The sequence below is a fragment of the Pengzhenrongella sp. genome (assembly GCF_036565025.1).
Taxonomy (GTDB): domain Bacteria; phylum Actinomycetota; class Actinomycetes; order Actinomycetales; family Cellulomonadaceae; genus Pengzhenrongella.
Genome location: NZ_DATCNW010000471.1, coordinates 1 through 20,000, shown reverse-complemented (window position 1 = coordinate 20,000; position 20,000 = coordinate 1). Strand labels below are relative to the sequence as shown.

Annotated in this window: 23 protein-coding genes and 2 tRNA genes; 10 read left to right on the top strand and 15 right to left on the bottom strand. The window is 67.5% G+C overall.

Annotated features, from left to right (window positions below; genetic code table 11):
* Positions 1-205: 205 nt before the first annotated feature.
* Entirely contained in the window at positions 206-1,333 is a 1,128-nt protein-coding gene (locus tag VIM26_RS26350; RefSeq protein WP_331956301.1) for an AI-2E family transporter, read from the bottom strand.
* Positions 1,334-1,926: 593 nt separating this feature from the next.
* Here VIM26_RS26350 and VIM26_RS26345 point away from each other — a divergent pair.
* A complete protein-coding gene (locus VIM26_RS26345; protein WP_331956300.1) occupies positions 1,927-2,352 on the top strand; it encodes a hypothetical protein in 426 nt (141 codons plus the stop codon).
* 461 nt (positions 2,353-2,813) lie between these two features.
* Positions 2,814-3,011 carry a hypothetical protein gene (locus tag VIM26_RS26340; protein ID WP_331956299.1) on the top strand — a complete coding sequence of 66 codons (198 nt, stop codon included), beginning with the start codon at positions 2,814-2,816 and terminating at the stop codon, positions 3,009-3,011.
* 334 nt (positions 3,012-3,345) lie between these two features.
* Here VIM26_RS26340 and VIM26_RS26335 read toward each other — a convergent pair whose 3' ends face one another.
* The 3 genes from VIM26_RS26335 to VIM26_RS26325 are packed head-to-tail and all read right to left on the bottom strand — an operon-like array spanning position 3,346 to position 5,945.
* Positions 3,346-4,233: a hypothetical protein gene (locus VIM26_RS26335; RefSeq protein ID WP_331956297.1), complete on the bottom strand. Its 888-nt coding sequence runs from the start codon at positions 4,231-4,233 to the stop codon at positions 3,346-3,348.
* A 60-nt stretch (positions 4,234-4,293) separates the two neighbouring features.
* Positions 4,294-5,115 carry a protein phosphatase 2C domain-containing protein gene (locus tag VIM26_RS26330; protein ID WP_331956296.1) on the bottom strand — a complete coding sequence of 274 codons (822 nt, stop codon included), beginning with the start codon at positions 5,113-5,115 and terminating at the stop codon, positions 4,294-4,296.
* Complete coding sequence (locus tag VIM26_RS26325) at positions 5,112-5,945, bottom strand: hypothetical protein (RefSeq protein ID WP_331956295.1); 834 nt, start codon at positions 5,943-5,945, stop codon at positions 5,112-5,114. The genes VIM26_RS26330 and VIM26_RS26325 overlap by 4 nt, the downstream gene beginning before the upstream one ends.
* Positions 5,946-6,069: 124 nt before the next feature.
* On the opposite strand from VIM26_RS26325, the gene VIM26_RS26320 reads away from it, so the two are divergent.
* Genes VIM26_RS26320 through VIM26_RS26285 form a run of 8 tightly spaced genes read left to right on the top strand, consistent with a single transcriptional unit; the run spans position 6,070 to position 12,015 of the window.
* Entirely contained in the window at positions 6,070-6,507 is a 438-nt protein-coding gene (locus VIM26_RS26320) for a plasmid replication, integration and excision activator (protein WP_331956294.1), read from the top strand.
* Between the two features lie 14 nt (positions 6,508-6,521).
* Positions 6,522-6,719 carry a hypothetical protein gene (locus tag VIM26_RS26315; protein WP_331956293.1) on the top strand — a complete coding sequence of 66 codons (198 nt, stop codon included), beginning with the start codon at positions 6,522-6,524 and terminating at the stop codon, positions 6,717-6,719.
* A complete protein-coding gene (locus VIM26_RS26310) occupies positions 6,716-7,042 on the top strand; it encodes a hypothetical protein (protein WP_331956292.1) in 327 nt (108 codons plus the stop codon). The genes VIM26_RS26315 and VIM26_RS26310 overlap by 4 nt, the downstream gene beginning before the upstream one ends.
* On the top strand, positions 7,039-8,595 hold the full coding sequence (locus tag VIM26_RS26305; RefSeq protein WP_331956291.1) for an FtsK/SpoIIIE domain-containing protein: 1,557 nt from the start codon (positions 7,039-7,041) through the stop codon (positions 8,593-8,595). Before VIM26_RS26310 ends, VIM26_RS26305 begins: the two co-directional genes overlap by 4 nt.
* The gene (locus VIM26_RS26300) at positions 8,592-8,960 is read left to right on the top strand and encodes a WhiB family transcriptional regulator (RefSeq protein ID WP_331956289.1); all 369 of its coding nucleotides are present in this window, start codon (positions 8,592-8,594) and stop codon (positions 8,958-8,960) included. Before VIM26_RS26305 ends, VIM26_RS26300 begins: the two co-directional genes overlap by 4 nt.
* Positions 8,957-10,552: a replication initiator gene (locus tag VIM26_RS26295; protein ID WP_331956288.1), complete on the top strand. Its 1,596-nt coding sequence runs from the start codon at positions 8,957-8,959 to the stop codon at positions 10,550-10,552. The genes VIM26_RS26300 and VIM26_RS26295 overlap by 4 nt, the downstream gene beginning before the upstream one ends.
* Before the next feature lie 15 nt (positions 10,553-10,567).
* A complete protein-coding gene (locus tag VIM26_RS26290; protein WP_331956287.1) occupies positions 10,568-10,747 on the top strand; it encodes a helix-turn-helix domain-containing protein in 180 nt (59 codons plus the stop codon).
* Positions 10,744-12,015, top strand: coding sequence for a tyrosine-type recombinase/integrase (locus tag VIM26_RS26285; RefSeq protein WP_331956286.1), 1,272 nt, complete (start codon positions 10,744-10,746; stop codon positions 12,013-12,015). Before VIM26_RS26290 ends, VIM26_RS26285 begins: the two co-directional genes overlap by 4 nt.
* 27 nt (positions 12,016-12,042) lie before the next feature.
* Here VIM26_RS26285 and VIM26_RS26280 read toward each other — a convergent pair.
* The 11 genes from VIM26_RS26280 to VIM26_RS26230 all read right to left on the bottom strand — a co-directional run bounded on the left by VIM26_RS26280 (position 12,043) and on the right by VIM26_RS26230 (position 19,753).
* A tRNA-Arg gene (locus tag VIM26_RS26280) sits at positions 12,043-12,115 on the bottom strand.
* Between the two features lie 147 nt (positions 12,116-12,262).
* A tRNA-Ser gene (locus tag VIM26_RS26275) sits at positions 12,263-12,351 on the bottom strand.
* Positions 12,352-12,416: 65 nt separating this feature from the next.
* Complete coding sequence (locus VIM26_RS26270) at positions 12,417-13,691, bottom strand: threonine/serine exporter family protein (protein WP_331956285.1); 1,275 nt, start codon at positions 13,689-13,691, stop codon at positions 12,417-12,419.
* Positions 13,692-13,875: 184 nt separating this feature from the next.
* Positions 13,876-14,331 (bottom strand): hypothetical protein, encoded by a 456-nt coding sequence (locus VIM26_RS26265; RefSeq protein WP_331956284.1) that lies wholly within the window; start codon positions 14,329-14,331, stop codon positions 13,876-13,878.
* A 77-nt stretch (positions 14,332-14,408) separates the two neighbouring features.
* Positions 14,409-14,729 (bottom strand): hypothetical protein, encoded by a 321-nt coding sequence (locus VIM26_RS26260; protein ID WP_331956283.1) that lies wholly within the window; start codon positions 14,727-14,729, stop codon positions 14,409-14,411.
* A 29-nt stretch (positions 14,730-14,758) separates the two neighbouring features.
* The gene (locus VIM26_RS26255) at positions 14,759-16,318 is read right to left on the bottom strand and encodes a long-chain fatty acid--CoA ligase (protein WP_331956282.1); all 1,560 of its coding nucleotides are present in this window, start codon (positions 16,316-16,318) and stop codon (positions 14,759-14,761) included.
* A gap of 138 nt (positions 16,319-16,456) precedes the next feature.
* On the bottom strand, positions 16,457-17,371 hold the full coding sequence (locus tag VIM26_RS26250) for a hypothetical protein (protein WP_331956281.1): 915 nt from the start codon (positions 17,369-17,371) through the stop codon (positions 16,457-16,459).
* 137 nt (positions 17,372-17,508) lie between these two features.
* Positions 17,509-18,072, bottom strand: a complete 564-nt coding sequence (locus VIM26_RS26245) for a dihydrofolate reductase family protein (RefSeq protein WP_331956280.1) — start codon at positions 18,070-18,072, stop codon at positions 17,509-17,511.
* Entirely contained in the window at positions 18,069-18,599 is a 531-nt protein-coding gene (locus VIM26_RS26240; RefSeq protein ID WP_331956279.1) for a TetR/AcrR family transcriptional regulator, read from the bottom strand. Before VIM26_RS26240 ends, VIM26_RS26245 begins: the two co-directional genes overlap by 4 nt.
* A gap of 207 nt (positions 18,600-18,806) precedes the next feature.
* The gene (locus tag VIM26_RS26235) at positions 18,807-19,256 is read right to left on the bottom strand and encodes a hypothetical protein (protein WP_331956278.1); all 450 of its coding nucleotides are present in this window, start codon (positions 19,254-19,256) and stop codon (positions 18,807-18,809) included.
* A gap of 95 nt (positions 19,257-19,351) precedes the next feature.
* Positions 19,352-19,753, bottom strand: coding sequence for a hypothetical protein (locus VIM26_RS26230; protein ID WP_331956277.1), 402 nt, complete (start codon positions 19,751-19,753; stop codon positions 19,352-19,354).
* Between the last annotated feature and the right edge of the window lie 247 nt (positions 19,754-20,000).

Here is a 20,000-nt window from a genome sequence, read left to right as displayed (position 1 = left end):
CCCGTAACGTCCGAGCGTTGACGTCCTATAGGACGTCAACGCTCGGACGTTGCAGGTTTGGTGGAGAAGGGCTGCTCGACGGCGGCTGGAGTGACGACAAGCTGTCCGGTGCGTGCGCGATCGAGTCCATCCGGGAGTGGGTCTTCGCCCAGACGCGGTCCTGACTCAGCGCATGCCCACCCGGATGGACGCGCCTGCGCCAGCCTCACCCGGCGTCGGCGGGGGTCCGCTCCTCACCGACGGTCGGCGTGGCCTTCGGCCGCCCGAGACGGTGATCCCACACGTCGCGCGCGATCACCTGGATCATGCCGGCCGCGGGGATCGCGAGCAGCGCACCGAGGATGCCCGCCAGCTCCACGGCGAGCAGGATCGAGACGATGACGGTGAGCGGGTTCAGACTCACCGTGCGGGACAGGATCAGCGGCTGCAGCAGGTGGTTCTCGAGCTGCTGGTAGAGCAGGAAGAAGACGAGGACGGCGATGCCCGCAGGCACGGCGTGCACGACGGCGACGATGGTCGCCACGACCGCGCCGAGCGTGGCACCGACGAGCGGGACCAGGTCGGCGATCGCCACGAACAGGGAGATCAGCCCGGCAAACGGCACTCCGGCGATCTTGAGCACGATGTAGGTCAGGACGCCGCAGATGACGCTGATGAGGAGGTTTCCGGAGAGGTAGCCGGTGACCGACCGCGCGCAGTCCGCGCCGACGGCCAGCATCCGCTTGCCGGTGGCCGAGTGGAACAGGCCGACGAAGCCGTCGACGATCTTGGGCCCCTCGAGGACCATCAGGAACGCCAGCACGAAGATGCTGGCCAACGCGGCGAACCCCGTCGCCACCCCCTTGAGGACCCCGGCCGCCGGCGACGTCAGCCCGGTGGCGATGGCCTTGATGCGGTCCTGGTTCTCCTGCACGTAGTTCAGGGCGTTGGTGCGCTCGAGCAGGGCGCCGACCGGTCCCCGGCCGGTGCGAGCCTGCTCGATGAGGTCCGGCAGCTGGCCGGCGAACCGCGAGCCCTCGCGCGCCAGCGGCACGGCGAACGCCGTCAGCAGGCCGAGGAGGGCGAGCACGAGAACGAGAAAGACCACCAGGGTTGCCAGCACACGCCTGCGGCCGCCCAGCAGGCGCTCCTGAAAGCGGTTCACCGTGGAATAGAGAGCCACCGCGAAGAACGCGGCGATCACCATCCAGGTGAGGACCTGGAGGGTCTGCAGGATGACGTAGAGCAGCAGCGCCGTCGCCAGGATCATCCCGATGATGGTGGCGACCGTGCGCACCATGCCGGTGGTCGGCGCGTCGTCGGGCAGGTCAACGGGGACAGGAGTCGTCGTCATTCGGTCGATCCTGCCGGACGATCGCCGATCTCGCGACGTCGCATGCGCGCCGGACTCATCCGCGCAGGAACGGAACAGACGAAAGGCCCCCTCACAGCGTCTGTCGCTGATGAGAGGGCCTCGTCGTTCACTGTGCGCCCGAAGGGATTCGAACCCCCAACCTTCTGATCCGTAGTTGCGTGCATCCGGTCCTGGAGGGTCCGGCCGACGCCGAGTGCCGCTCAACGATGCTGCGGAAGATGCCGAATCGTCCACCCAGGTCCGCGCGAGTTTGGACGGCTTGTTAGCAGAAGCGTTAGCACCCAACCGTGCTGCAGGATGGTGGCCTGCGGAGACAGCCTCCACGTCGACGTTGAAGCGGAACTCCACCGATCCCGACTCCAACGTCGCCCACCAACACCGCGAGGTCCAGCCCCGGCGCGCACTAGGCCCGGCTCCTCAGTGCTCCTGCCGGTGCGTCGATTTGTGATCCTCGTCCGGCCGGCCGTCGCACGTGTTGGGGCGCCGGGACGATAATTGGGATCGTGACAGGGCACGGATATTCAGTCGGCGATCCTCACGGCGGGGGACGTGGGGCGATCGGCCCTGCGTCGATGCTTGCGGCGGCAATCGGCGCGGCGTTCCTGGTCCTGGTCGGCATCGTCGTGTCGAGCCGAATGGCATGGGCGTACCGGCAGCCGGAGTCCGTGGACACGATCGGACCAGCCGAGCGATCCCTGATCGCGATCGCGCTGATTGCGATCGCCGTCGGTGCCCTATTGGGGTGGACAACTCAGTTTGCGATCCGATCGACGATCACAGCGGCCGTGGCGGTCGGCAGCGGCGTGGTCGCCTGCCTCGCGGCGGGTGCGGTGGGTTTGGCGCAGCCGTGTCCGGGCCTAGACACCTGTGACATCCAGGCCGCCCCAGCCGCCGTCACAGCCGGGTTCGCCGTCTTCGCCGCCGTCGCCGCCGCTTGCCTCGTCGGGTTCGGCGCCGCTTTCGGCCTGCGCAGCTTGCTGAACCGTCACAGCAGCTAGAACTGGCTCACGGCCGCGCTTCCCGTGCCCCATCCGTGCCCCCGGTCGTGGGTGCCAAGACACGACGAGGCCCCACACCTGGGCCAACGCGTGGAGACGGAGGCTCGAACCCCTTCGTCCCGAAGCCTGTCCGGGGTGCTCGGTGAGCGTGGTGCGGCCGCCGAGCGGCCTAGAGTCCGCTATCCGTGACCGGTCAGGACCGCGCGTAGAATTTCGCCTTGTACCAAGAATCGGATGATTCGGCCACAGCGTCCCCCTAGTGCAACGTTCCGGCTAGAGCATCCGCGAAGGGCAGTCGAAGGGCGGTGGCCAGGATCAAAGAACCGAAGACCGCGGTTGTCGTCCCCTGGTCGGCACGGCGACAGGCCACCCGCAACATCCACCGAGGCACTCTGCCCCAGGACGAACCGGATCGATCCCGCACCATCAAGGTAGCGCGGGAGGTCGTAGCCACACGCTGGATGATCCTGCTCTACGCGATCCTCGTTCCGGTCCAGTTAGTTGTCGCCGTCCTCGGATATCACCTAGAGATCTGGTTCCGAAGCGAGTCCGCCGCGCTCGGCATCATCTGGCTCTCGCTGGCCGTGGTGATGTTCTTGCGACTGCGTGGCGCGCGAGTGCTGCTTGCCCGGGCGGAAGCAGACCCGAAACGCCCGTAGGGCGTGTGCCGCACGCGGAGGCCGCCGGGGTGAGGGGCTGGGTGCGCCGGTCACGCGGTTCAGTGGCAACCTCCGGAGCGAAGCGGAGGGGGGCGGCAGCCGCTTGGCAGTGGGGAGACCCGGCGATGGTCGGTCGGACCGACGAGGCGGCCAATGGTGGCGCGCCGTCAGGACTCGGCCTCGGGGCCGGCTACTGGCTCGGGGTCGGGCGAGGACGGCGCGCAGCGCCGCCCGCAGACCGGCCAGCACGCCGAAGGCGTGCCTTGATCTCTTAGAGGTCAATTCGGCAGAGTGGATTGGACGGACAGTTGAAGCTCGTGAGACCTCAGGCTCGTTACGGGCTCGAGGTGGCGGCAAGGCCGGAGGCGGCGTCAAGGCGTCCGTAGAGCCGCCTGGCAGTTGGCTCGGCCACAATCTCGGTCCACAGAAATGCCTGATCTCGCTTGACGATGAGTCGCGTACCATCGCGATTGAAGTGGCGAAGATGAAGATCGACGCCAAACGCATATACGTCACCGACATTCATGCCGACATCGCGAACTAAGAATCGTAGACCAAAGTATGCGTGTCGGGACGAGTTAGCCGGCTCGCTATCCGAGAGCTCCTGCGACCCGATTTGCCGAGTCCAGACGATTTCCCGTTTCCCGCTTGGAGCAAGATAGAATGCTTCACCTTGCTGCACACTAAATTCGCCTTGCGGCCCACTCATCTCGCCGAACGTGGCGTCGATGATGTCGATTCGTGCGAGTAGTGAAGAAATATTCTCAAAGGTGATCTTGATCGTGAATCGGAACGCTTCATTTTCGGTCTTGGGGACCTCGAGTCGGTCCCCAACTTGCTGCCATCCCGTCCGGTATGGGCTTCCGTCGTCCCGAGTGTGGTCGAACCCGCTGATTTCAGGCTCAGCCCCTCCAGGTATTGCGCGCGCAAAGATGACAGGCGCGAGTTGGTCCAGTCGGGATTCTTCTAGCCGGCGGTTCGCCCGGTCAGTTTCCGCGCGCTGCGAATCCGCAGCGTCTCGTGCCAGTTGCGCATCCTCGCGAGCGACTTCGAGCGCGGCCTGTTCGATCTTGACCTGAGCGTCGGTCGCCTCGGCCTGCTTCTTGGTCCAATGCGCGGCCTTGCTCGCGAAATACCCGGCGACGAGCGCCGCACCGAGCGTGAGCGCCGAGGCGCACGCCGCGATCCAGTTGGGTACGCCTTCCCAAGCAATGTCGACCATGCCCGGAACCTACCGAGGTCCCCCCACGCCTCGATGCCGACACGCACGACGAACGCGTCGCTAGGCTCCCGAGATCAGATCCCGGACGAGGATCACCGTCTTGTCATCGTGCGGCTTGGAGCGCGGCCACCGCTGACCGGCCGGATCTGTTTCCTCGAGTTCGTGCAGGCCGTCGAGAACCTGCTGCGCACCGGCTGAGTCGACTTGTTGGACCAGCTCGGGCCAGGTCTTCGGTGCTCCGTAGGTCACGACGCCTGCGGCTGCTCCGTCGGTGAGGAGCAGAAGGGCGTGGACCTGGTCGAGCGGCACTGTTCGGCTGATCGCCTGGGTTGCTGCGGCGGGGTCGCTCTCGGCAATCCAGTAGCCCCCGGGCTGATTGCGGACGAGACGTTGGGCTGCTTGAAGACCTGCAAGCCGTTGCACGTGTTCGTCGTCGTATCCGCCACCGTCGCGTAGCTGCTCGCGGTATCCCTTGCGCTTCGCCTTTGCGACCTGGGCTAGCCGGTCGTCGATGATCGCGGTGCACGTGTCGTCGGGGTGTTGGATGACGAGCGTTGAATCTCCGAGCACCAGGACGTCGACTGTGTCGATGTTGACCCGGGCCATGACGACGGTGCTGGATGGTCCGCCGGGCCGCAGCTCGTAGTCGTCGCGGACTTGAGCGATGGAATCCGCGAGGATGCGGGCGAGGGAGTGATCAGACTCGGGGAGCCTCTCGCGGATCGCGTCGCGCAGGGTGCGGGCGTACCACCCGCCGTCGCGCTCGGGCCGTACCGGAGGGAACGCGGAAGCCCCGTCGAGGACGACAAGTGCCCGACCTACGACGGCGTAGGCGTCCTGGTTGTTCGCACCTCCGGCCAGGGTCGCGGCATCAACGATCACGAGTGGACTCGGGGCGGGACGGCGTAGTCCGTGTCGGTGATCGTCGCTCCGTCGAAGGTCGAGCGAACGACAGCCGAGAACGGCGCTTCACCGACTGCGGCGTACAAGGATTCGGCCGTGCCGGGTGTCGATAGGTGATGGATCGCACCGACCGAGCCAATGGCGTGTACCCCTGCGATGAGAAACACGTTCGCTTCGTCGGTCCGGATGCGACCGATGTAGGCGACGTCCGTGCGCTCGGTCGGGTCGTTGTCCATCGGGGAACCCCACACCGCGCCGGCCTTCCTGTCGGTGATGACCCATCGACCGGCCGCGTCGGTGGTGAAGTCGAGCATCGGGTCAGCCTTCAGCGCGTCGGCCGTGACGGATGAGGACTTGGGACCGCAGATAGCCACGACATCGCCGGTAGGTCGCCACTGCCCATCGGTCGGGATGTGGAACTGGTTCACGATGAAGCCGTATGACCGAAGCAGGTCGCTCATCTGCTCGGCCGCGATGCTGTCTTCCGCCGAGATGACCGGCAGGAACCTGTCCGGCATGGCCCGGGTGGGCACGGCAACGGTGACCGGCCCGACGCCGAACAGGACGCGCGCGGTCGGTGGTCCGCCCTTGCGTTGCTGGGACACGCGGCTCTTGGAGATCCCGGCCGCCTGGGCGGCGACGGTGTACGTGATGCCTCGTTCCCGGACAGCTTCCTCGATGGCCGTTCGGCGCAGGCGCGCGAGCTCGACGCTGCGCTGCTGATACAGGGCAACCAGGTCGGTGGCGCGACGGGCTCGGCGCAGCGGGTCAACCTCACCGCGCACCAGATCAAATTCGTCGATTGCCACGGCCGAAAGTTTAGGCCCCTTGACGACTGCTGGCCAGGTGGCTAGTCTCTGTTTAGCCCCCTCAACTACGCAGTGGGCAACGAGGGCCAGTCGGGTTTAGGCCCCTAAACATGAGGTGGATGACATGGCGATTGCCAAGCGGTTCCGGATCGGGCACGACGAGGTTTTCGGGCATGGGGCGTACCTGGTGTCTCCGGTGACGCCGGTCTCGGACTTCGAGCGTTCGACCAAGGAGAGCAAGGTTCAGCAGTTGGACAAGGACACCGGGATGCCGCTGTGGTCGGTGGACGTGTTGGACGCGGACCCGGAGGCGGCGAAGAAGTCGCGCACGGTGTCGGTGAAGTTGTCGGGCAAGGTCCAGCCGGTCCCGCCTGCTCCCCAGGGTGGGATGCCGTTCACGCTGGTCGTCTTCGATGGTCTGTCGGCGCTGCCGTACATCGATGACAACGGGAACTTCGCGCGGATCGCGTGGTCGTTCAAGGCCGATGCGATGCGCGCTCCGGGCAAGGGTGACCAGCCGTCGACCGCGTCGTCGGGCTCTGGCTCGTCGGCTGCTGCCTGAGCGGGGGCCGGGTCATGAGCGTGGTGGTGACGGCGGCGTTGTTGGCCCTGGCGGTGTTCGCATTGATCCGCTCCCGCCGGGTCCAGTTCGTCGAAGCACTGATCTGTGTCGTGTTCGGGGTTGTCCTGGGCGCGACCCCGGCAGGTCCCGCCGTGACTGCGGCGCTCTCCTCGGTCGGTTCCTGGGCGTGGGGCCAGGTGACCTCACTGTGAGCGCCGCCGAGCCGAGCGCCGCTGCACTAGCTGCGACCATCCTCGGCGTTGCCCGCGCAGTCGGGGACGTTCCGGTCTGCTCCCTCACGGGCAACTCGTCTTCGACCGGGGTCCGGGTCACCGTTCAGACCGACGACTGGCGGGCCGCGCGCCTGCTGGCCCAGCGCATGGGCCTGGTCGAGTTCGGCCACGCACCGACCTTGACGACCTACGCGGGTCATCACCCGGCGCTGGGGTGCGAGGTCCGCGTCTTCTCCGCCCGGGCGACCGCCCAGGAGTTGGCCGACGATCACCCGTTCGCGCCGTTCGCGGTGGCGTCATGATGCGCATGGGTGGGGGCCGGGTGATCGAGGACCACGGCGACCGTTCCCCGATCCGGTTGAACATCGCCAAGGTTCGGGTCCCGCTCTCGGCGGTCATCGGGGCGTGGCTCCTGGGCCGGATCGGCGCGGGGCTGGCCTACCTGGCCCGGCACTGGATCTGCACGGGCCTGGTCGTGCTGGCCGTCGTGATGGTCCGCAACGGCTCCGTGCGCCTCGTCGTCGCGGTCCTGGTGGTGGTTCTCGCGGGGCTGCTCGCGCTCTGGCGGGCGCGGTGGCCGTCCACCTTCACACCGGTCGTGGCCTGGCGTGTGCGCGGCCTGTGGCGGGCCTCGCGGGTCTACCGGGATCACTGGCCTCTCGCGATGGTGACCGGTGGTCTGACGATCCGTTACGACCGGGCCGAGCACCTGCCCCGTCTCGTCGCGGTGCGCTCGACCGGGTTCGTGGACCTCGTGCAAGTGCGGATGCTCCCCGGGCAGACCGTCGATTCCTGGGCCGATGTCGCGGAAGGGCTGGCTCAGACGTTCGGCGTCAACGAGTGCCGCGTTCGCGCGGTCCCGGGCCACCCGCACCACCTGGTCCTCTGGCTCCTGGTCCGGGACCCGCTGGTCGAGCCGGTGGCCCCGTTCACCACGACCCCAGACGACGCGGTGGACCTGTCCTCGTTGCCGGTGGCGCTCGGTGAGGACGGGGTGGTCTATCGGCTGCGGCTGCTGGGCGCCCACCTGCTGATCGTCGGGGCGACCGGTGCGGGCAAGGGCTCGGTGATCTGGTCGATCCTCGCGGCGCTCGGTCCTGCGATCGGCTCCGGGCTCGTCAAGGTCATCGCCCTGGACCCCAAGGGCGGGATGGAACTGGCCCTCGGGCGGGCGATGTTCTCCCGGTTCGTGTTCGGGGACCCCGACACCGGGACGGCGTTCGAAGCGGAGTTCGCCGACGCCCTGGAAGACCAGGTGCTCGTGATGCGCCGCCGTCAGAGCCTTTCCCGCGGCGTCACCCGTCTGCACACCCCGACCGCCGCCGAACCCCTCATCGTCATAGTCATCGACGAACTCGCGAGCCTCACCGCCTACGTGCAGGACCGCGACGTGAAGAAGCGCATCGCCGCCGCGCTCGCGCTGCTGCTCTCCCAGGGCCGCGCCGTGGGCGTCACGGTGATCGGGTCGGTGCAGGACCCCCGCAAGGACGTGGTGGACCTGCGGGACCTGTTCCCGACCCGGGTCGGGCTGCGCCTCACGGACGCCGCTCAGGTCGCCCTGGTCTTCGGGCCGGGTGCTCGGGAACGCGGGGCTCGGTGCGACGAGATCCCCGAGGGTCTGCCTGGGGTCGGGTACGTGAGCCTCGACGGGGTTCGCGAGCCGGTCCGGGTGCGCTTCACCCACCTCACCGATACCGACCTCGCCGCGCGCGCCACTCGGCACGCCCCGGGTCAGGTCGCTCGGCTCATCGCACTGCCAGCGGTTGGCGCTGCTGCACCGACCGAGCAAGCCATCGTGCGGGCCGTCGAACGCGGCACCGGTGGACCCGACCAGAACAGCGAGGAAGCGGCATGAGCACCACCACGCAAACCCGGATCGAGGACGTTGCCGACCTGGCGGCGCTCGTCAACGAGGACGGCAAGTGCGCCGGGTCGTCCACGCCCGATGACTGGTTCGGGGACGACGAGGTGGTCTTCGACCTCGCACAAGCCGAGACCGATGCCCGGGCGTTGTGCGCGGGCTGCCCCGTGATCGCCGCGTGCCTGGCGCTCGCTCTCGCGCGGGGTGAGGATTTCGGCGTCTGGGGTGGCACCGCACCGCACGAGCGCGCCGGCCTTTCCACCACCGCCAACCGGCGCCCTCGCAACCGCGCGCTGCCGCTCGTCGCGACCGATCACGGCACGCAGCTCTCGCTCTGGGACTTCGAGGATGTCGCGTGAACGGCCCCGACGGGAACACCTTCCAGATCTCCGACTCGATGGCCCGGGAACTGGCTGTGGCCGAGGGAGTGTGCGTGCGGCCGGTGATGCGGACCGTGACCGACCGGGCCACCGGCCACACCTCGACCGTGCCGATTCCCTGCGGCTCGACGCGGGAGTCCCGGTGCCCGTCCTGCTCGAAGCGAGCCCGTGCCCTGCGGATGCAGCAGTGCGCCGAAGGCTGGCACCTCACCGAAGAGACCCCCGACCCCGAACCCGCCGATGAGAACGACGATGAGGACCAGGGCGACGACGACCCCGACGCTGAGGACGGTGCCCGTCGCGTGCGCTCGACTCGCCGTCGTCAGGACGCCCCGGACCTGCCGCGTCTGCCGATGGACGCCCGGACCGTCGGACAGCAGTTCACCGCGCCGTCGGGCAAGACCTACAGGCCCTCGATGTTCATCACCCTCACCCTTGCGTCCTACGGTCGCGTGATCCCCGGGCGTGGTGTGCCCGTGCACCCCGGGACCTACGACTACCGGCGCGCCGCGCTCGACGCGATCCACTTCCCGAAGGTCGTGGACCGGTGGGTGCAGAACCTGCGCCGCTGCGCTGGCTACAAGGTCCAGTACTTCGCCGTCATCGAGCCCCAGAAGCGCCTCGCCCCGCACCTGCACGCCGCGATCCGTGGCGCCATTCCCCGCGCGACGATCCGGGCCGTCACCAAGGCCACGTACGCGCAGGTCTGGTGGCCCGCCCACGAAACCCCCGTCTACGACGACGCCGAGCGCCTGCCGTGGTGGGACACCGAAGGGGCAGACGGTGACGGCGTGGGCTGCTACCGGTGCCCCGAAACGGGCCTTGCGCTGCCCACCTGGGCGCAGGCGTTGGCGCAGTTGGACGACGAGCTGGAAGCCGACCCCTCCACCCGCCCCGCCCACGTGGTCCGGTTCGGCACGCAGGTCGACGTCAAGGGCATCATCGCCCCCTCACCCGACGCCGACCGGGCCGTGCGGTACCTGACCAAGTACCTCACGAAGTCCGTCGCGACATCCCACGGCGGAGCCACCGACGACGACGAGCCGATCGACTGGGACCTCGAGGCGCACATCGACCGCATGCACGCCGAGGTCCGCTACCTGCCCTGCACCCCGACGTGCGCGAACTGGCTCCGGTACGGCGTCCAGCCCGACCAGCCCGGACCCGGCCTCGTCCCCGGACACTGCACCGGCCGCGCCCACGACCGGGAGAACCTCGGCCTCGGCGGGCGCCGCGTCCTGGTCTCGCGGAAGTGGTCCGGCAAGACCCTCACCGAGCACCGCGCGGACCGCGCCGCCGTCGTCCGGGAAACCCTCACGGCCGCTGGCATCGAGGCGCCTGAGACCGACCGGTGCGCCGCCGACGTCCTGCACACCGACGGCAGGCCCCGCTTCGTCTGGGACGACGCCAACATCGACCCGGGCGAATACACCAACGTCATCGTCGCCGCCGTCGTCCAACGCCGCGCCTGGCGAGCCCAATACGACCACGCCAAAACCACGATGCGCGCCGGGTCACCACCTGTGGACGACCTTTCGGCAACACCACCCACCGCCGCCGACGCGGCCTAATCAGAGGTAGGAATCATGGAACGACTGCTGTACCGGATGACCGAGGCTGCGGAATTCCTCGGCGTGAGCCGCTCGAAGACATTCGAACTCGTCCGGTCGGGCGTGCTGCCGTCGGTCAAGGTGGACGGATGCCGTCGTGTTCGCGCGAATGACCTGCGGATCTTCGTGGACTCGCTGGCGACAGAGGCGGCGTGACGGGCGTGCGCGATGGGCTCGTGAAGCGCGGCGCCACCTGGTCCTACGTCATCCGGGTCACGGACCCCACAACAGGTAAGAGTCGTCCACGCTGGGTCGGCGGGTTTCCGACGGAGAAGGCGGCGAAGAAGGCACGGGACGAGGCGCGGGTGAAGGCGGCGCGAGGTGAATACGTCGACCGCAGTCGCATGACGTTGGCGCAGTACCTGCCCCAGTGGCTGGACATGCACGCGGTGGAGATCAAGCCGCAGACCTTGGCCGGCTATCGCGACCTCCTGGACCGCTACGTCGTGCCCAGCATCGGCCACCAACGAGTCCAGGCGCTCCAGCCCGCGATGTTCACGAAGTTGGACCGGGACCTGCTCGACACCGGCGGGGTACGGGGGCAGGGCCTGTCTCGCCGGACGGTGGACTACGTTCACGCGATCTTGCGCAAGGCCCTGAACGATGCGGTGCGCGTTGACCAGGTGCTCACGTCGAATCCCGTTGATCGGGCCATGCGTCCTCGACGGGAGCCGCTCGGACCTCGGACGGTGTGGTCGGGGGACGAACTCTCGGCGTTCTTGGCGGTGGCCGAGCAGCACCGACTCTTCCCGTTCTTCCGGCTGGCGGCGTTCTCGGGTGGTCGCCGGGGGGAACTTCTCAATCTGCGTTGGCCGGACGTGGACCTCGACGCGAGTCGCATCCGCATCCGTGGGACGACGGCTGTCATCGCCGGGGTTCGGGTCGAGGGAACGACCAAGGGCGGGCGGGAGCGCACCGTCACCCTGGACGCGGGCACCGTCGCCGTGCTTCGTGCTCATCGGGCGCGTCAGAACGCTGACCGGTTGGTCGCCGGACCGGACTGGGCACCGGGCAATCTGGTGTTCACGCGCAACCTCGGGCTACCGATCTACCCCGACACCGTCTCGCAGCTCGTCCCCCGCTTCATCGAGCAGTACAACTCTCCCCGCGAGGGATCCGCTCCCGCCGTTCCATTGCCGCACGCGCGCCTCCATGATCTGCGGCATGTGCACGCGACGATCCTGCTTCTCGCCGGGGTGCCGGTGCACGTCGTCGCCGCGAGGTTGGGCCACGCTGACCCGTCGATCACGTTGCGGGTCTACGCCCACGTTCTGCACGAGGACGCGGTCCGGGTGGCCGACGTGTTCGCCTCGGCCATGCTCCCGACTGGGGCACGTTTGAGCGGGGCTGTTAGCAAGAGCGTTAGCAAGGATGCCGATCCGGATACAGAAAACCCCGCTCGATCATCTCGGGCGGGGCTCTGACCTGCTGTACTGCCGTTCCAAACGAAGTGCGCCCGAAGGGATTCGAACCCCCAACCTTCTGATCCGTAGTCAGATGCTCTATCCGTTGAGCTACGGGCGCGTACGTCGACCTTTGCGGGCCGGAGTTGAGGATAGCGTCCCGGAGGCCGTTCCCCCAAACTGAAACCTGCCGGCAGCCGAAACTGCCGTCGAACACCCAAAAAGCGGCAGGGCCCCGATCCCACCTGGGAATCGGGGCCGTGCGATGCGGAGACGGTGGGATTTGAACCCACGGAAGGGTTACCCCTTCACGACCTTAGCAGGGTCGCGCACTAGACCGGACTATGCGACATCTCCAGGCGGAGACAGGTTACCCGCCTGGCAGACCGCGCCGCAAAACGTCGCGCCGAAGGCGGGCAACGTCACACTTCGAAGGCCCAGGCGCGGTCCGTCAGCATGCGCGCGACGGCCAGTCCGATGGCGATCGCGGTCACCACGAGGGCCGCCTGGACGCCGAACGCGAGGGCCTGCGTCGTGTCGCCGTTGCTGAGGTGGAAGATCGCCCGGTAGGCCGTGGCACCCGGCACCATGATGACGACCGCCGGCACCGAGACGGTGATCCGCGGGACCCCGACGCGCGGCGCCCACCAGGCCGCGAGCAGCCCGACGATCAGGCTCGCCGCCGCAGCGGCCGCCTGCGGTACCGCGCCGACGTCGATCAGCTCGATCCGCACGACGTTCGCGATCATGCCGATGCTCGCCGCGGTCAGCGCCATCCGGCCCGGGCTGTTGAACAGCAGCGCGAACCCGAGCACGCCCAGGAAGCTGGCGATCAGCCGGAACGTCAGCAGGGCGACCGGCGCGAGCTGGATCGGCGCGGTCAGGTCGGGACTCAGCCCCGCGATCGACGACACGGCCCACAGGCTCAGCGCGGCGGAGACCAGGATCATCAGGGCGTACGTCAACCGGGCGATCCCGGCGCTGAAGTCGAACTTCGCCAGGTCGAGGGCCGCGGTGACGAGCGGGAAGCCGGGGATGAGGAAGAGCACCGCCGAGACGTACCCGACCTCGTGCCGGGCGTTGACCACCCCCAGGTGCTCCAGCCCGACGACGAGGCCGAGGTACCCGAGCGAGGCCACCGCCGCGGCGATCATCGCCGTGCCGAACTGGTTGTAGCCCCGGTGCGCGAACGCCCGGCGCACGAACTGCCCGGCCCCCGCGCCGAGCAGGACGCCGGCGATCTCGATCGGCCCGCCGTTGTTCAGGAATGCGAACGCCCCGCATGCGATCGCCGACCACAGGGCGTTGAGCAGCGGCGGGTACAGCGGCGCCTTGCGCTCGATCCGGTCCAGCTCGGCGGTGACCTCGTTCACCGAGATCTTCTCCGGCAGCGTGTGGGTCAGGTGCTCGAGCTCGGCGAGCCGGTCGGAGTTCACCCCGATCGAGCGCACCTCGGTCACCTCGGTCCGGAAGATCGGCCCGCGGTGCGAGGTCGCGGTGATCTCGGTGAGGGTCACGTGCGCGCTGTTCCGGTCCAGCCCGACGGCGCGGGCCACGCGGCTCATCGCGCTCTTGACCCGGTAGCTGCCGGTTCCGGCAGACAGCATGAGCTGGCCGGTGCGCAGCACGACGCCGGACTGACGAATGAGCTCGACCGGCTCGAGGGACTCCTCGGCGGGCGGGTAGTGGTTGGTCACGGGGTCAATCATGACGGCGGCGACAGGTCCGCACCGGGACCTCTTTCCTTCGGTACGCCTCGATCGGCGGCCCTCAGGGGTGCTCAACTTCGAACGGCGAGCACCAACGCACTACCCGGGCCGTTGATATTTGTCGGTCCACGCCCCAGCGAGAGTCCGTGAAAGGTGGCCTGTTGCCGCCCGTTCATCGCCGTCCATACTCGACGATCTCGTTCGAACGGTTCAGACCCACAATGCCAGCCAGGCCGGTGTCTGCCGGAACGACCCCGCCCGCGACCAAGAGCCCATCGGCGTCTGCTCCGCGCTGCGTCACCGATGTGCCGTCCTCAAAGTCGGCGCGGACGCTCACTATCGGCTCCGTGAACATCGCGAGGTAGTAGGTCCCCGGAACTCGGTCATTCCACCCGGTCCAGATCTGCAGCTCAGCGCGTCGTCTGACATCGGGAAGCGGTCCGCTCACGCCACCGACGGAGACGGGACGATCCCTACCGGGAATCCGACACTGGACCCGGGCCCCGTCAACAGACCCGGCTCCGATCGAGACGTCGACCGTCAGCTCAACACCGTCGGGATCTCGCGCATGCTCCCATTCGTAGTCGCGTGCTTCGAAGCGAAAGTGGTGCGCCCCGGTGACCTCCATGGACACGATCCCCCACCAACCAGGCGCCGGGCGACAGGACCCCGCCGTCGCGCATCGGGCCGCGATCGACGCTGACCTCAGGCCGCCGCGACGGGCGGTTCTTGCTCGGGCGTGAACTCAGCTGCCGGGCGCCCTTGGGCGCCGCCGCCCCTGTGCTCCGGCAACACGATGACCTCACCGGGAGGGCCCGGGGAAACCGACCGGTCCCAAGGTTGAAACACCCAGGCCGGAAACAGCATGACCCAACCGATTCCGCCGAAGAGAACCGTGAACAGCCCCACCGAAACCAGCTCCCGGTCAGCCGCCAGGTAGCCGAGCGCGACGATCGCGAGCAGCACCCCGAGACTGATCGCCGAGCGCACCAACACCTGCCGCTTCACAACAATGACGGCAGCCATCGGAGCCGGGGACGTCGAGGGGTCGTACCTCAGGTGAGCTTGCGCTTGAGGATCTTTCCTGTCGCGGTTGTCGGCAGGGACTCGACGATCTTGACCATCCGGGGGTACTTGTAGGAGGCCATCTGCTCGTGGCCCCAGGCGATCAGCTCGTCGGGGGTGACCGAGGCGTTCTTCTCGAGGATGACGTACGCCTTGATCTCCTCGCCGTGACTCTCGTCCGGCACCCCGATCACCGCGGCCAACGAGACCGCCGGGTGGGTCAGCAGGACCTCCTCGATCTCGCGGGGGTACACGTTGTAGCCGTTGCGGATGATCATGTCCTTGGACCGATCGACGATGTAGTACCAGCCGTCCTCGTCCCGCCGCGCGAGGTCGCCCGTCCGGAACCACCCGTCCTGGATGGCCTCCACGCTCGCGTCGGGACGGTTGAAGTAGCCCTTCATGACGTTGTGGCCCTTGATCGCGATCTCCCCGATCGCTTCGGGTGAATCCTTGATCTCCGACCAGCCGACCGGGTCGATCAGCTTCATCTGCACGCCGGGGATCGGCACCCCGATGGAGCCGGCCCGCGCCGGCTCGCCGTACCTGCTGAAGCTCGCGACCGGCGACGTCTCGGACAGGCCATACCCCTCAAGGATGGTCACGCCGAACCTCCGCTCGAAGTTCTTGTGGACCTCCACGGGCAGCGCGGCGCCGCCGGAGACGGCGATCCGGAGGTGCTTCGCGATCGAGGAGATGTCGACGCCCTCCTCCAGAGCGCCGAGCAGGGCCCAGTACATCGTCGGGACGCCGGCAAAGAACGTCACATCCGCCTTCAGCATCAGGTCCAGCGCCGGGCCGGCCTCGAAGCGCGGCAGCATGACGACGGTGCCGCCGAAGGCGCAGGCGGCGTTCTGGATCACGGTCTGCCCGAAGGAGTGGAACAGCGGGAGCACGCACAGGTAGGTGTCCGGGGCGTCGGCGTCCACATGGAACAACGCACCGCAGGCCAGTGCGTTGTCACGCATGTTGCGGTGCCGCAGCTCGGCACCCTTGGGGCGCCCGGTCGTGCCGGACGTGTAGAGGATCACCGCGGTGTCGTCCTCGTCGGTGGCCACGGAATCGAAGGTCGCCGGCTGTGCGGACGTGGCCTCACCCATCGTCTCGGTGCCGTCGATCGACGACGGGGCAGCGGGGTCGGCGGTGATCGCGAAGAAGTGCTCGCACGACTCGACCTGCCCGAACCCGGCGTGACCCTCGGCCCCGATCGGCAATGCGGGCGTGCCCTGGAAGCAGAAGTAGGCCTTCGCCTCCGAGTCGCTCAGGTGGTAGGCCACCTCGCGCCCCTTCAGCAGCACGTTGAGCGGCACCACGGTCGCCCCTGCTTTCAGGATCCCGAAGTAGACGACGGTGAAGTACGGGAGATTCGGGCAGCTCAGTGCCACCTTGTCCCCCGGCGCGATCCCCCGAGAGACCAGCAGATTGGCAACCTGGTTGGCGGCGCCGTCGAGCCGGGCGTAGGTCATGCGTGCGTCCCCGAAGACGATCGCGTCGCGTTCGGAGAATTTGCCCGCACTGTCCTCGAGCAGGGACGCCAGGTTGTACAACATCGGGCGACACCTCCGTCATCGGGGCTGGTGTGCCCAACGTACCCGCGAGCCATCAGGGCCACGAGGGAATCGGGTGGCCACGCGCACTTTCAGGACCGTCCGCTACGCACGGCTTCTGTCGAGGAACTGCCGCGCGGGCTACACCGACTGCGACTGGTGCTGCGGCTCTGGCTCCGGCTCGGTCCCGGTCCCGCCTGCGCCGGCAGTCGTGGTGGCAGTTCCGCGGGGCGGGTTCCAGTTCAGGACCGTCTCCCGGGCCCAGAACACGGCGAAGAAGGTGACCTCCCACCATTCGACGACGAGCGTCCGGTGGTCGAACCACAGCCAGGAGGCCAGGGCGAAGGCCACACCCACACCGACCGTCATGAGCAGCACAAGCCCCCGGTACCAGCCCAGGTGAGGTTCGGGCGGCTCCTCTTCACCGGCCGCGGCCGGCCACCCATGGGTGGCCACGGCGACGGTCAGGCTGATGATGAGGAAGACCGCGGACACGGGGTGGATCCAGTCGAACGTTGTGGGCGCCTCGAGGAAGGTGCGGTAGCCGAGAAGCACCAGGTAGCCGACGGACATGCCCTGCGAAACCCGGTAGAACAGCTGGGTCTTCCACCCCCTCGCGGTCAGCGTCTCACCCGCCCAATGCCCCGAGCGCTTCTCCACGACCAGGAACGCCGCGACGACGAGAACTACCGAGACCGCCACGATCCTGACCCCGAGAATCGCTGCGTCGCGCGCGGCCGGCGACAGCGAACTGAGATATCCGGGGAACGGCACGAACGCCACGAAGAGCGCGTAGAAGCCGGCCATGTTCAGCGCATAGTCCTCAACCGGTGCGCCTTTGTAGGCCACCAGGCAGACTGCCAGCCCGACGAGCATCCCGACAAACACATCGCGCAGCGGGCCCCCGTAGTACGCGCTGATCGACCCCTGAATTGTCCCGGTCGTCATGAACGTGCCCACGGAGGCGGTCAACATCAGCATCGGAAGCGCGACCAGGACCATGCGCAAGTGCCGATACGTGCTCAGTGCGACGTCTTTCTCCTGAAGCGCTGCCATGATGCGTTCCTCTCGCCGTTGAGGTCATCCGGCGTGATCGTCCCGCGCCCGGCGCACGCGTGTCCAGCGTTCTTTGTTCGCATTTCGGGTGATTTCCCGGGCTCAGAGCGTGGATTCTGAACCTCAAGACCCTCATCTCATCGGGTAGCCACGGCATACGTGATGCGGACCATGCCGTCATCCCCGGTCGCGTGTGTGCCGCGGAGGGTGAGGAGCACATCGTGGTCAAGGTCTCCGAAGAGTCGGCTACCACTGCCGATGAGGACCGGGGCGATGGATACGGTGAGCTCGTCGACAAGCCCGGCGGAGAGGAACGACTGGATCGTGCGCCCACCGTCGATATACACGCGCTGTGCGTCGTGCATGGCGAGGAGGCGCTGAGCTTCGTCAAGTGACGACGCTACGGTGACCCGCGGGTCCTCAGTTCGGAGTGTGGTGCTCAGGACTATGACGGTTTTGTCGTCGAAGGGCCATTCATCGAAACCGAGGACGGTCTCGTAGGTGCTGCGTCCCATGACGAGGGGGTCGACGGTCGGGAAGAATGTCTCCCAAACGAGCGCCGGCGCGGTCGTCTCTGGCGCGATGTGCTGCCGGACCGTCGGCGCGGTAAGCCAGTCGAGGTTGCCGTCCGGGCGCGCAATGAAGCCATCGAGGCTTACGCCGATGAATACGCAGCCCTGCCAGTGACGAGTGTCAGTCATTTCCACGCTTTCAGTAAGTGATCGAGGGTGTCGGTGGTGGTTGTGGGTTCAAGTTCAGCGGCGTGCCGGTACAGCGCTCCATGGAGAGCATCGAGAAGTAGGAGTGCGCCCTGGTGTGGGTTCTCGAGCCGCGGCAGTTCCAGTCCCTGGAGGAGCAATCCGAGGTAGCGGGCCTGCTTGGCCCATCCCTCGCGAAGCAGGACGGTTGATTCCGGCGAGAGGAGATCTCCCAACAACTCACTGAGGGCGAAGACCGCAGCGGCCGAAGACGGCGCACCAAACGCAGCGGTCACGTACGCGCGCAGCTCGTCCTCTGGCCGCGCCTCGGCGCGGGCGGCAGTCGGTACAAGCTCGATCCACCTGCGTGCGAGGGCATGGAGCAAGCCCTCTTTCGACCCGAACCTCTTGATGAGGCCCGCTGGACTGATCCCGGCCGCGGGCGCGACATCGTGCAGACTCCACGCCCCGGCCCCGGATCGTGTCGAGAGTGCGCTGTCGATCCGACCGAGGAGATCCTCGTCGCTCACAGCTCTAGGTCGAGGCATCCGGTTAGTAAACCACGGTTCACTAACCGTGAGCGTCCGACGAGTGAATTCGCGTCAGCGGGACGCCTGTTTGGCGAGGCGCGAAAGGTCGAGCAGGCTCGCGCCATCACTCTCGAACTCGGTCCAGGCTCGCACGAGCGGCGAGCAGACCCGCTTCGCGTGCTCATCCATGTCCGCAGCATGTCTCATTCAGGCGAGGCCCGTGTCAGGCTCTCCAGCTTCGCTTTGTCGCCTCTGCTTGGCCCGCTCGGCTTCCACGTAGGGACGCGCCAACTCCCATGCGAGACGGCGAAACTCTTCCGGGTTCTCGTCGTACCGCCTGCAGTCATCGATCCACTTCTCGAGGTCTGCTCGGACCATGTCGAGCGTCCGGACGTAAATCCCAGGCGGGCCATCGTGGATGAGATGCGGTGTTTCGGGGTTGTACGCCATAGAGAGCCCATGGATGTGCTGGAGGCCCGACTCCACCAGCGCCTCACTCGGACCCGTATCACGAGCAGGCCCGTCCACCACCCAAGGTTCGACCCAGGGCAGGGTCCACACGTGGGCGTCTTCACGGGTCTGTTCGCCATTCGCGACCGCACGCCAGACCGCCTCGACTGCGGATCTGGATGGCCAACCGGTCTGTCCTTCGGGCATGTCGAAGATTCTGCCCGAGATCGTCGTCGCGAGTAGCCCGCTGTGCTTGAACGTGTTCTGCAGCTCTCACGGCCGGTTGAACGGACTTGCGGACGCTACATTGCCCGGTCGATGAGTGCGGGCAGTTCGAGGAGGGGTACAGCTCGTGCGCTGTGAGTCGGCGTCCACGTGACCTCCCCGATCCAGCGCTCGACGGCCTCCTCACCCAGCAGAGCGTCAAGGAACAGGAAAGAGATCTGGGCCTGGGCATCGTCGGGTAGAGAGGCGAACGCGGGGTGGCTCATCGCGAGATGGATCTTTCCACTCGCGATCGTGGTGACAACCATCGCGGACGCGAGGTCAACGACCGGATGATCCTCGAACGCGATTGATACGCCCGCGGGGTCGGCTACCGGCTGGCGGGCATCCGCATACTCGAACGCGTCGTCGGCGAAAGGTGCGGCAGCCAGCCAACGGCGCGCAGCGTCCCGCACATCCGGGTTGCCTGCGGCCGCCACGACCAGGAGGTGGCGGGCAACCCGTCCGGCGCCTGTCTCGAAGGAGAGGTCAGGATCGATTGCGTGGACGTGCGTAGCGATGACGGGCCCGAGTTGGGCGCTGACTCGTGTCAAGGGCCATGGGGATCTGCCCAGAGGCGGTCTTAAACCCTGCCCAGTGACGGTCACGAAAACTGCCCGGTGATGGCCATGAGATCTGCCCACTGCTGACCATCACCGGCCGGCTCGTCAGCTCAACGGACTCACC

Coding starts and splice junctions, on each gene's coding strand:
- VIM26_RS26300 (WP_331956289.1), top strand. CDS start 8,592: ATGAGCACCACCACGCAAACCCGGATCGAGGACGTTGCCGACCTGGCG.
- VIM26_RS26260 (WP_331956283.1), bottom strand. CDS start 14,729: ATGGCTGCCGTCATTGTTGTGAAGCGGCAGGTGTTGGTGCGCTCGGCG.
- VIM26_RS26315 (WP_331956293.1), top strand. CDS start 6,522: ATGAGCGTGGTGGTGACGGCGGCGTTGTTGGCCCTGGCGGTGTTCGCA.
- VIM26_RS26335 (WP_331956297.1), bottom strand. CDS start 4,233: ATGGTCGACATTGCTTGGGAAGGCGTACCCAACTGGATCGCGGCGTGC.
- VIM26_RS26245 (WP_331956280.1), bottom strand. CDS start 18,072: ATGACTGACACTCGTCACTGGCAGGGCTGCGTATTCATCGGCGTAAGC.
- VIM26_RS26350 (WP_331956301.1), bottom strand. CDS start 1,333: ATGACGACGACTCCTGTCCCCGTTGACCTGCCCGACGACGCGCCGACC.
- VIM26_RS26345 (WP_331956300.1), top strand. CDS start 1,927: ATGCTTGCGGCGGCAATCGGCGCGGCGTTCCTGGTCCTGGTCGGCATC.
- VIM26_RS26250 (WP_331956281.1), bottom strand. CDS start 17,371: ATGGCAGCGCTTCAGGAGAAAGACGTCGCACTGAGCACGTATCGGCAC.
- VIM26_RS26320 (WP_331956294.1), top strand. CDS start 6,070: ATGGCGATTGCCAAGCGGTTCCGGATCGGGCACGACGAGGTTTTCGGG.
- VIM26_RS26265 (WP_331956284.1), bottom strand. CDS start 14,331: ATGGAGGTCACCGGGGCGCACCACTTTCGCTTCGAAGCACGCGACTAC.
- VIM26_RS26255 (WP_331956282.1), bottom strand. CDS start 16,318: ATGTTGTACAACCTGGCGTCCCTGCTCGAGGACAGTGCGGGCAAATTC.
- VIM26_RS26340 (WP_331956299.1), top strand. CDS start 2,814: ATGATCCTGCTCTACGCGATCCTCGTTCCGGTCCAGTTAGTTGTCGCC.
- VIM26_RS26235 (WP_331956278.1), bottom strand. CDS start 19,256: ATGCCCGAAGGACAGACCGGTTGGCCATCCAGATCCGCAGTCGAGGCG.
- VIM26_RS26305 (WP_331956291.1), top strand. CDS start 7,039: ATGATGCGCATGGGTGGGGGCCGGGTGATCGAGGACCACGGCGACCGT.
- VIM26_RS26290 (WP_331956287.1), top strand. CDS start 10,568: ATGGAACGACTGCTGTACCGGATGACCGAGGCTGCGGAATTCCTCGGC.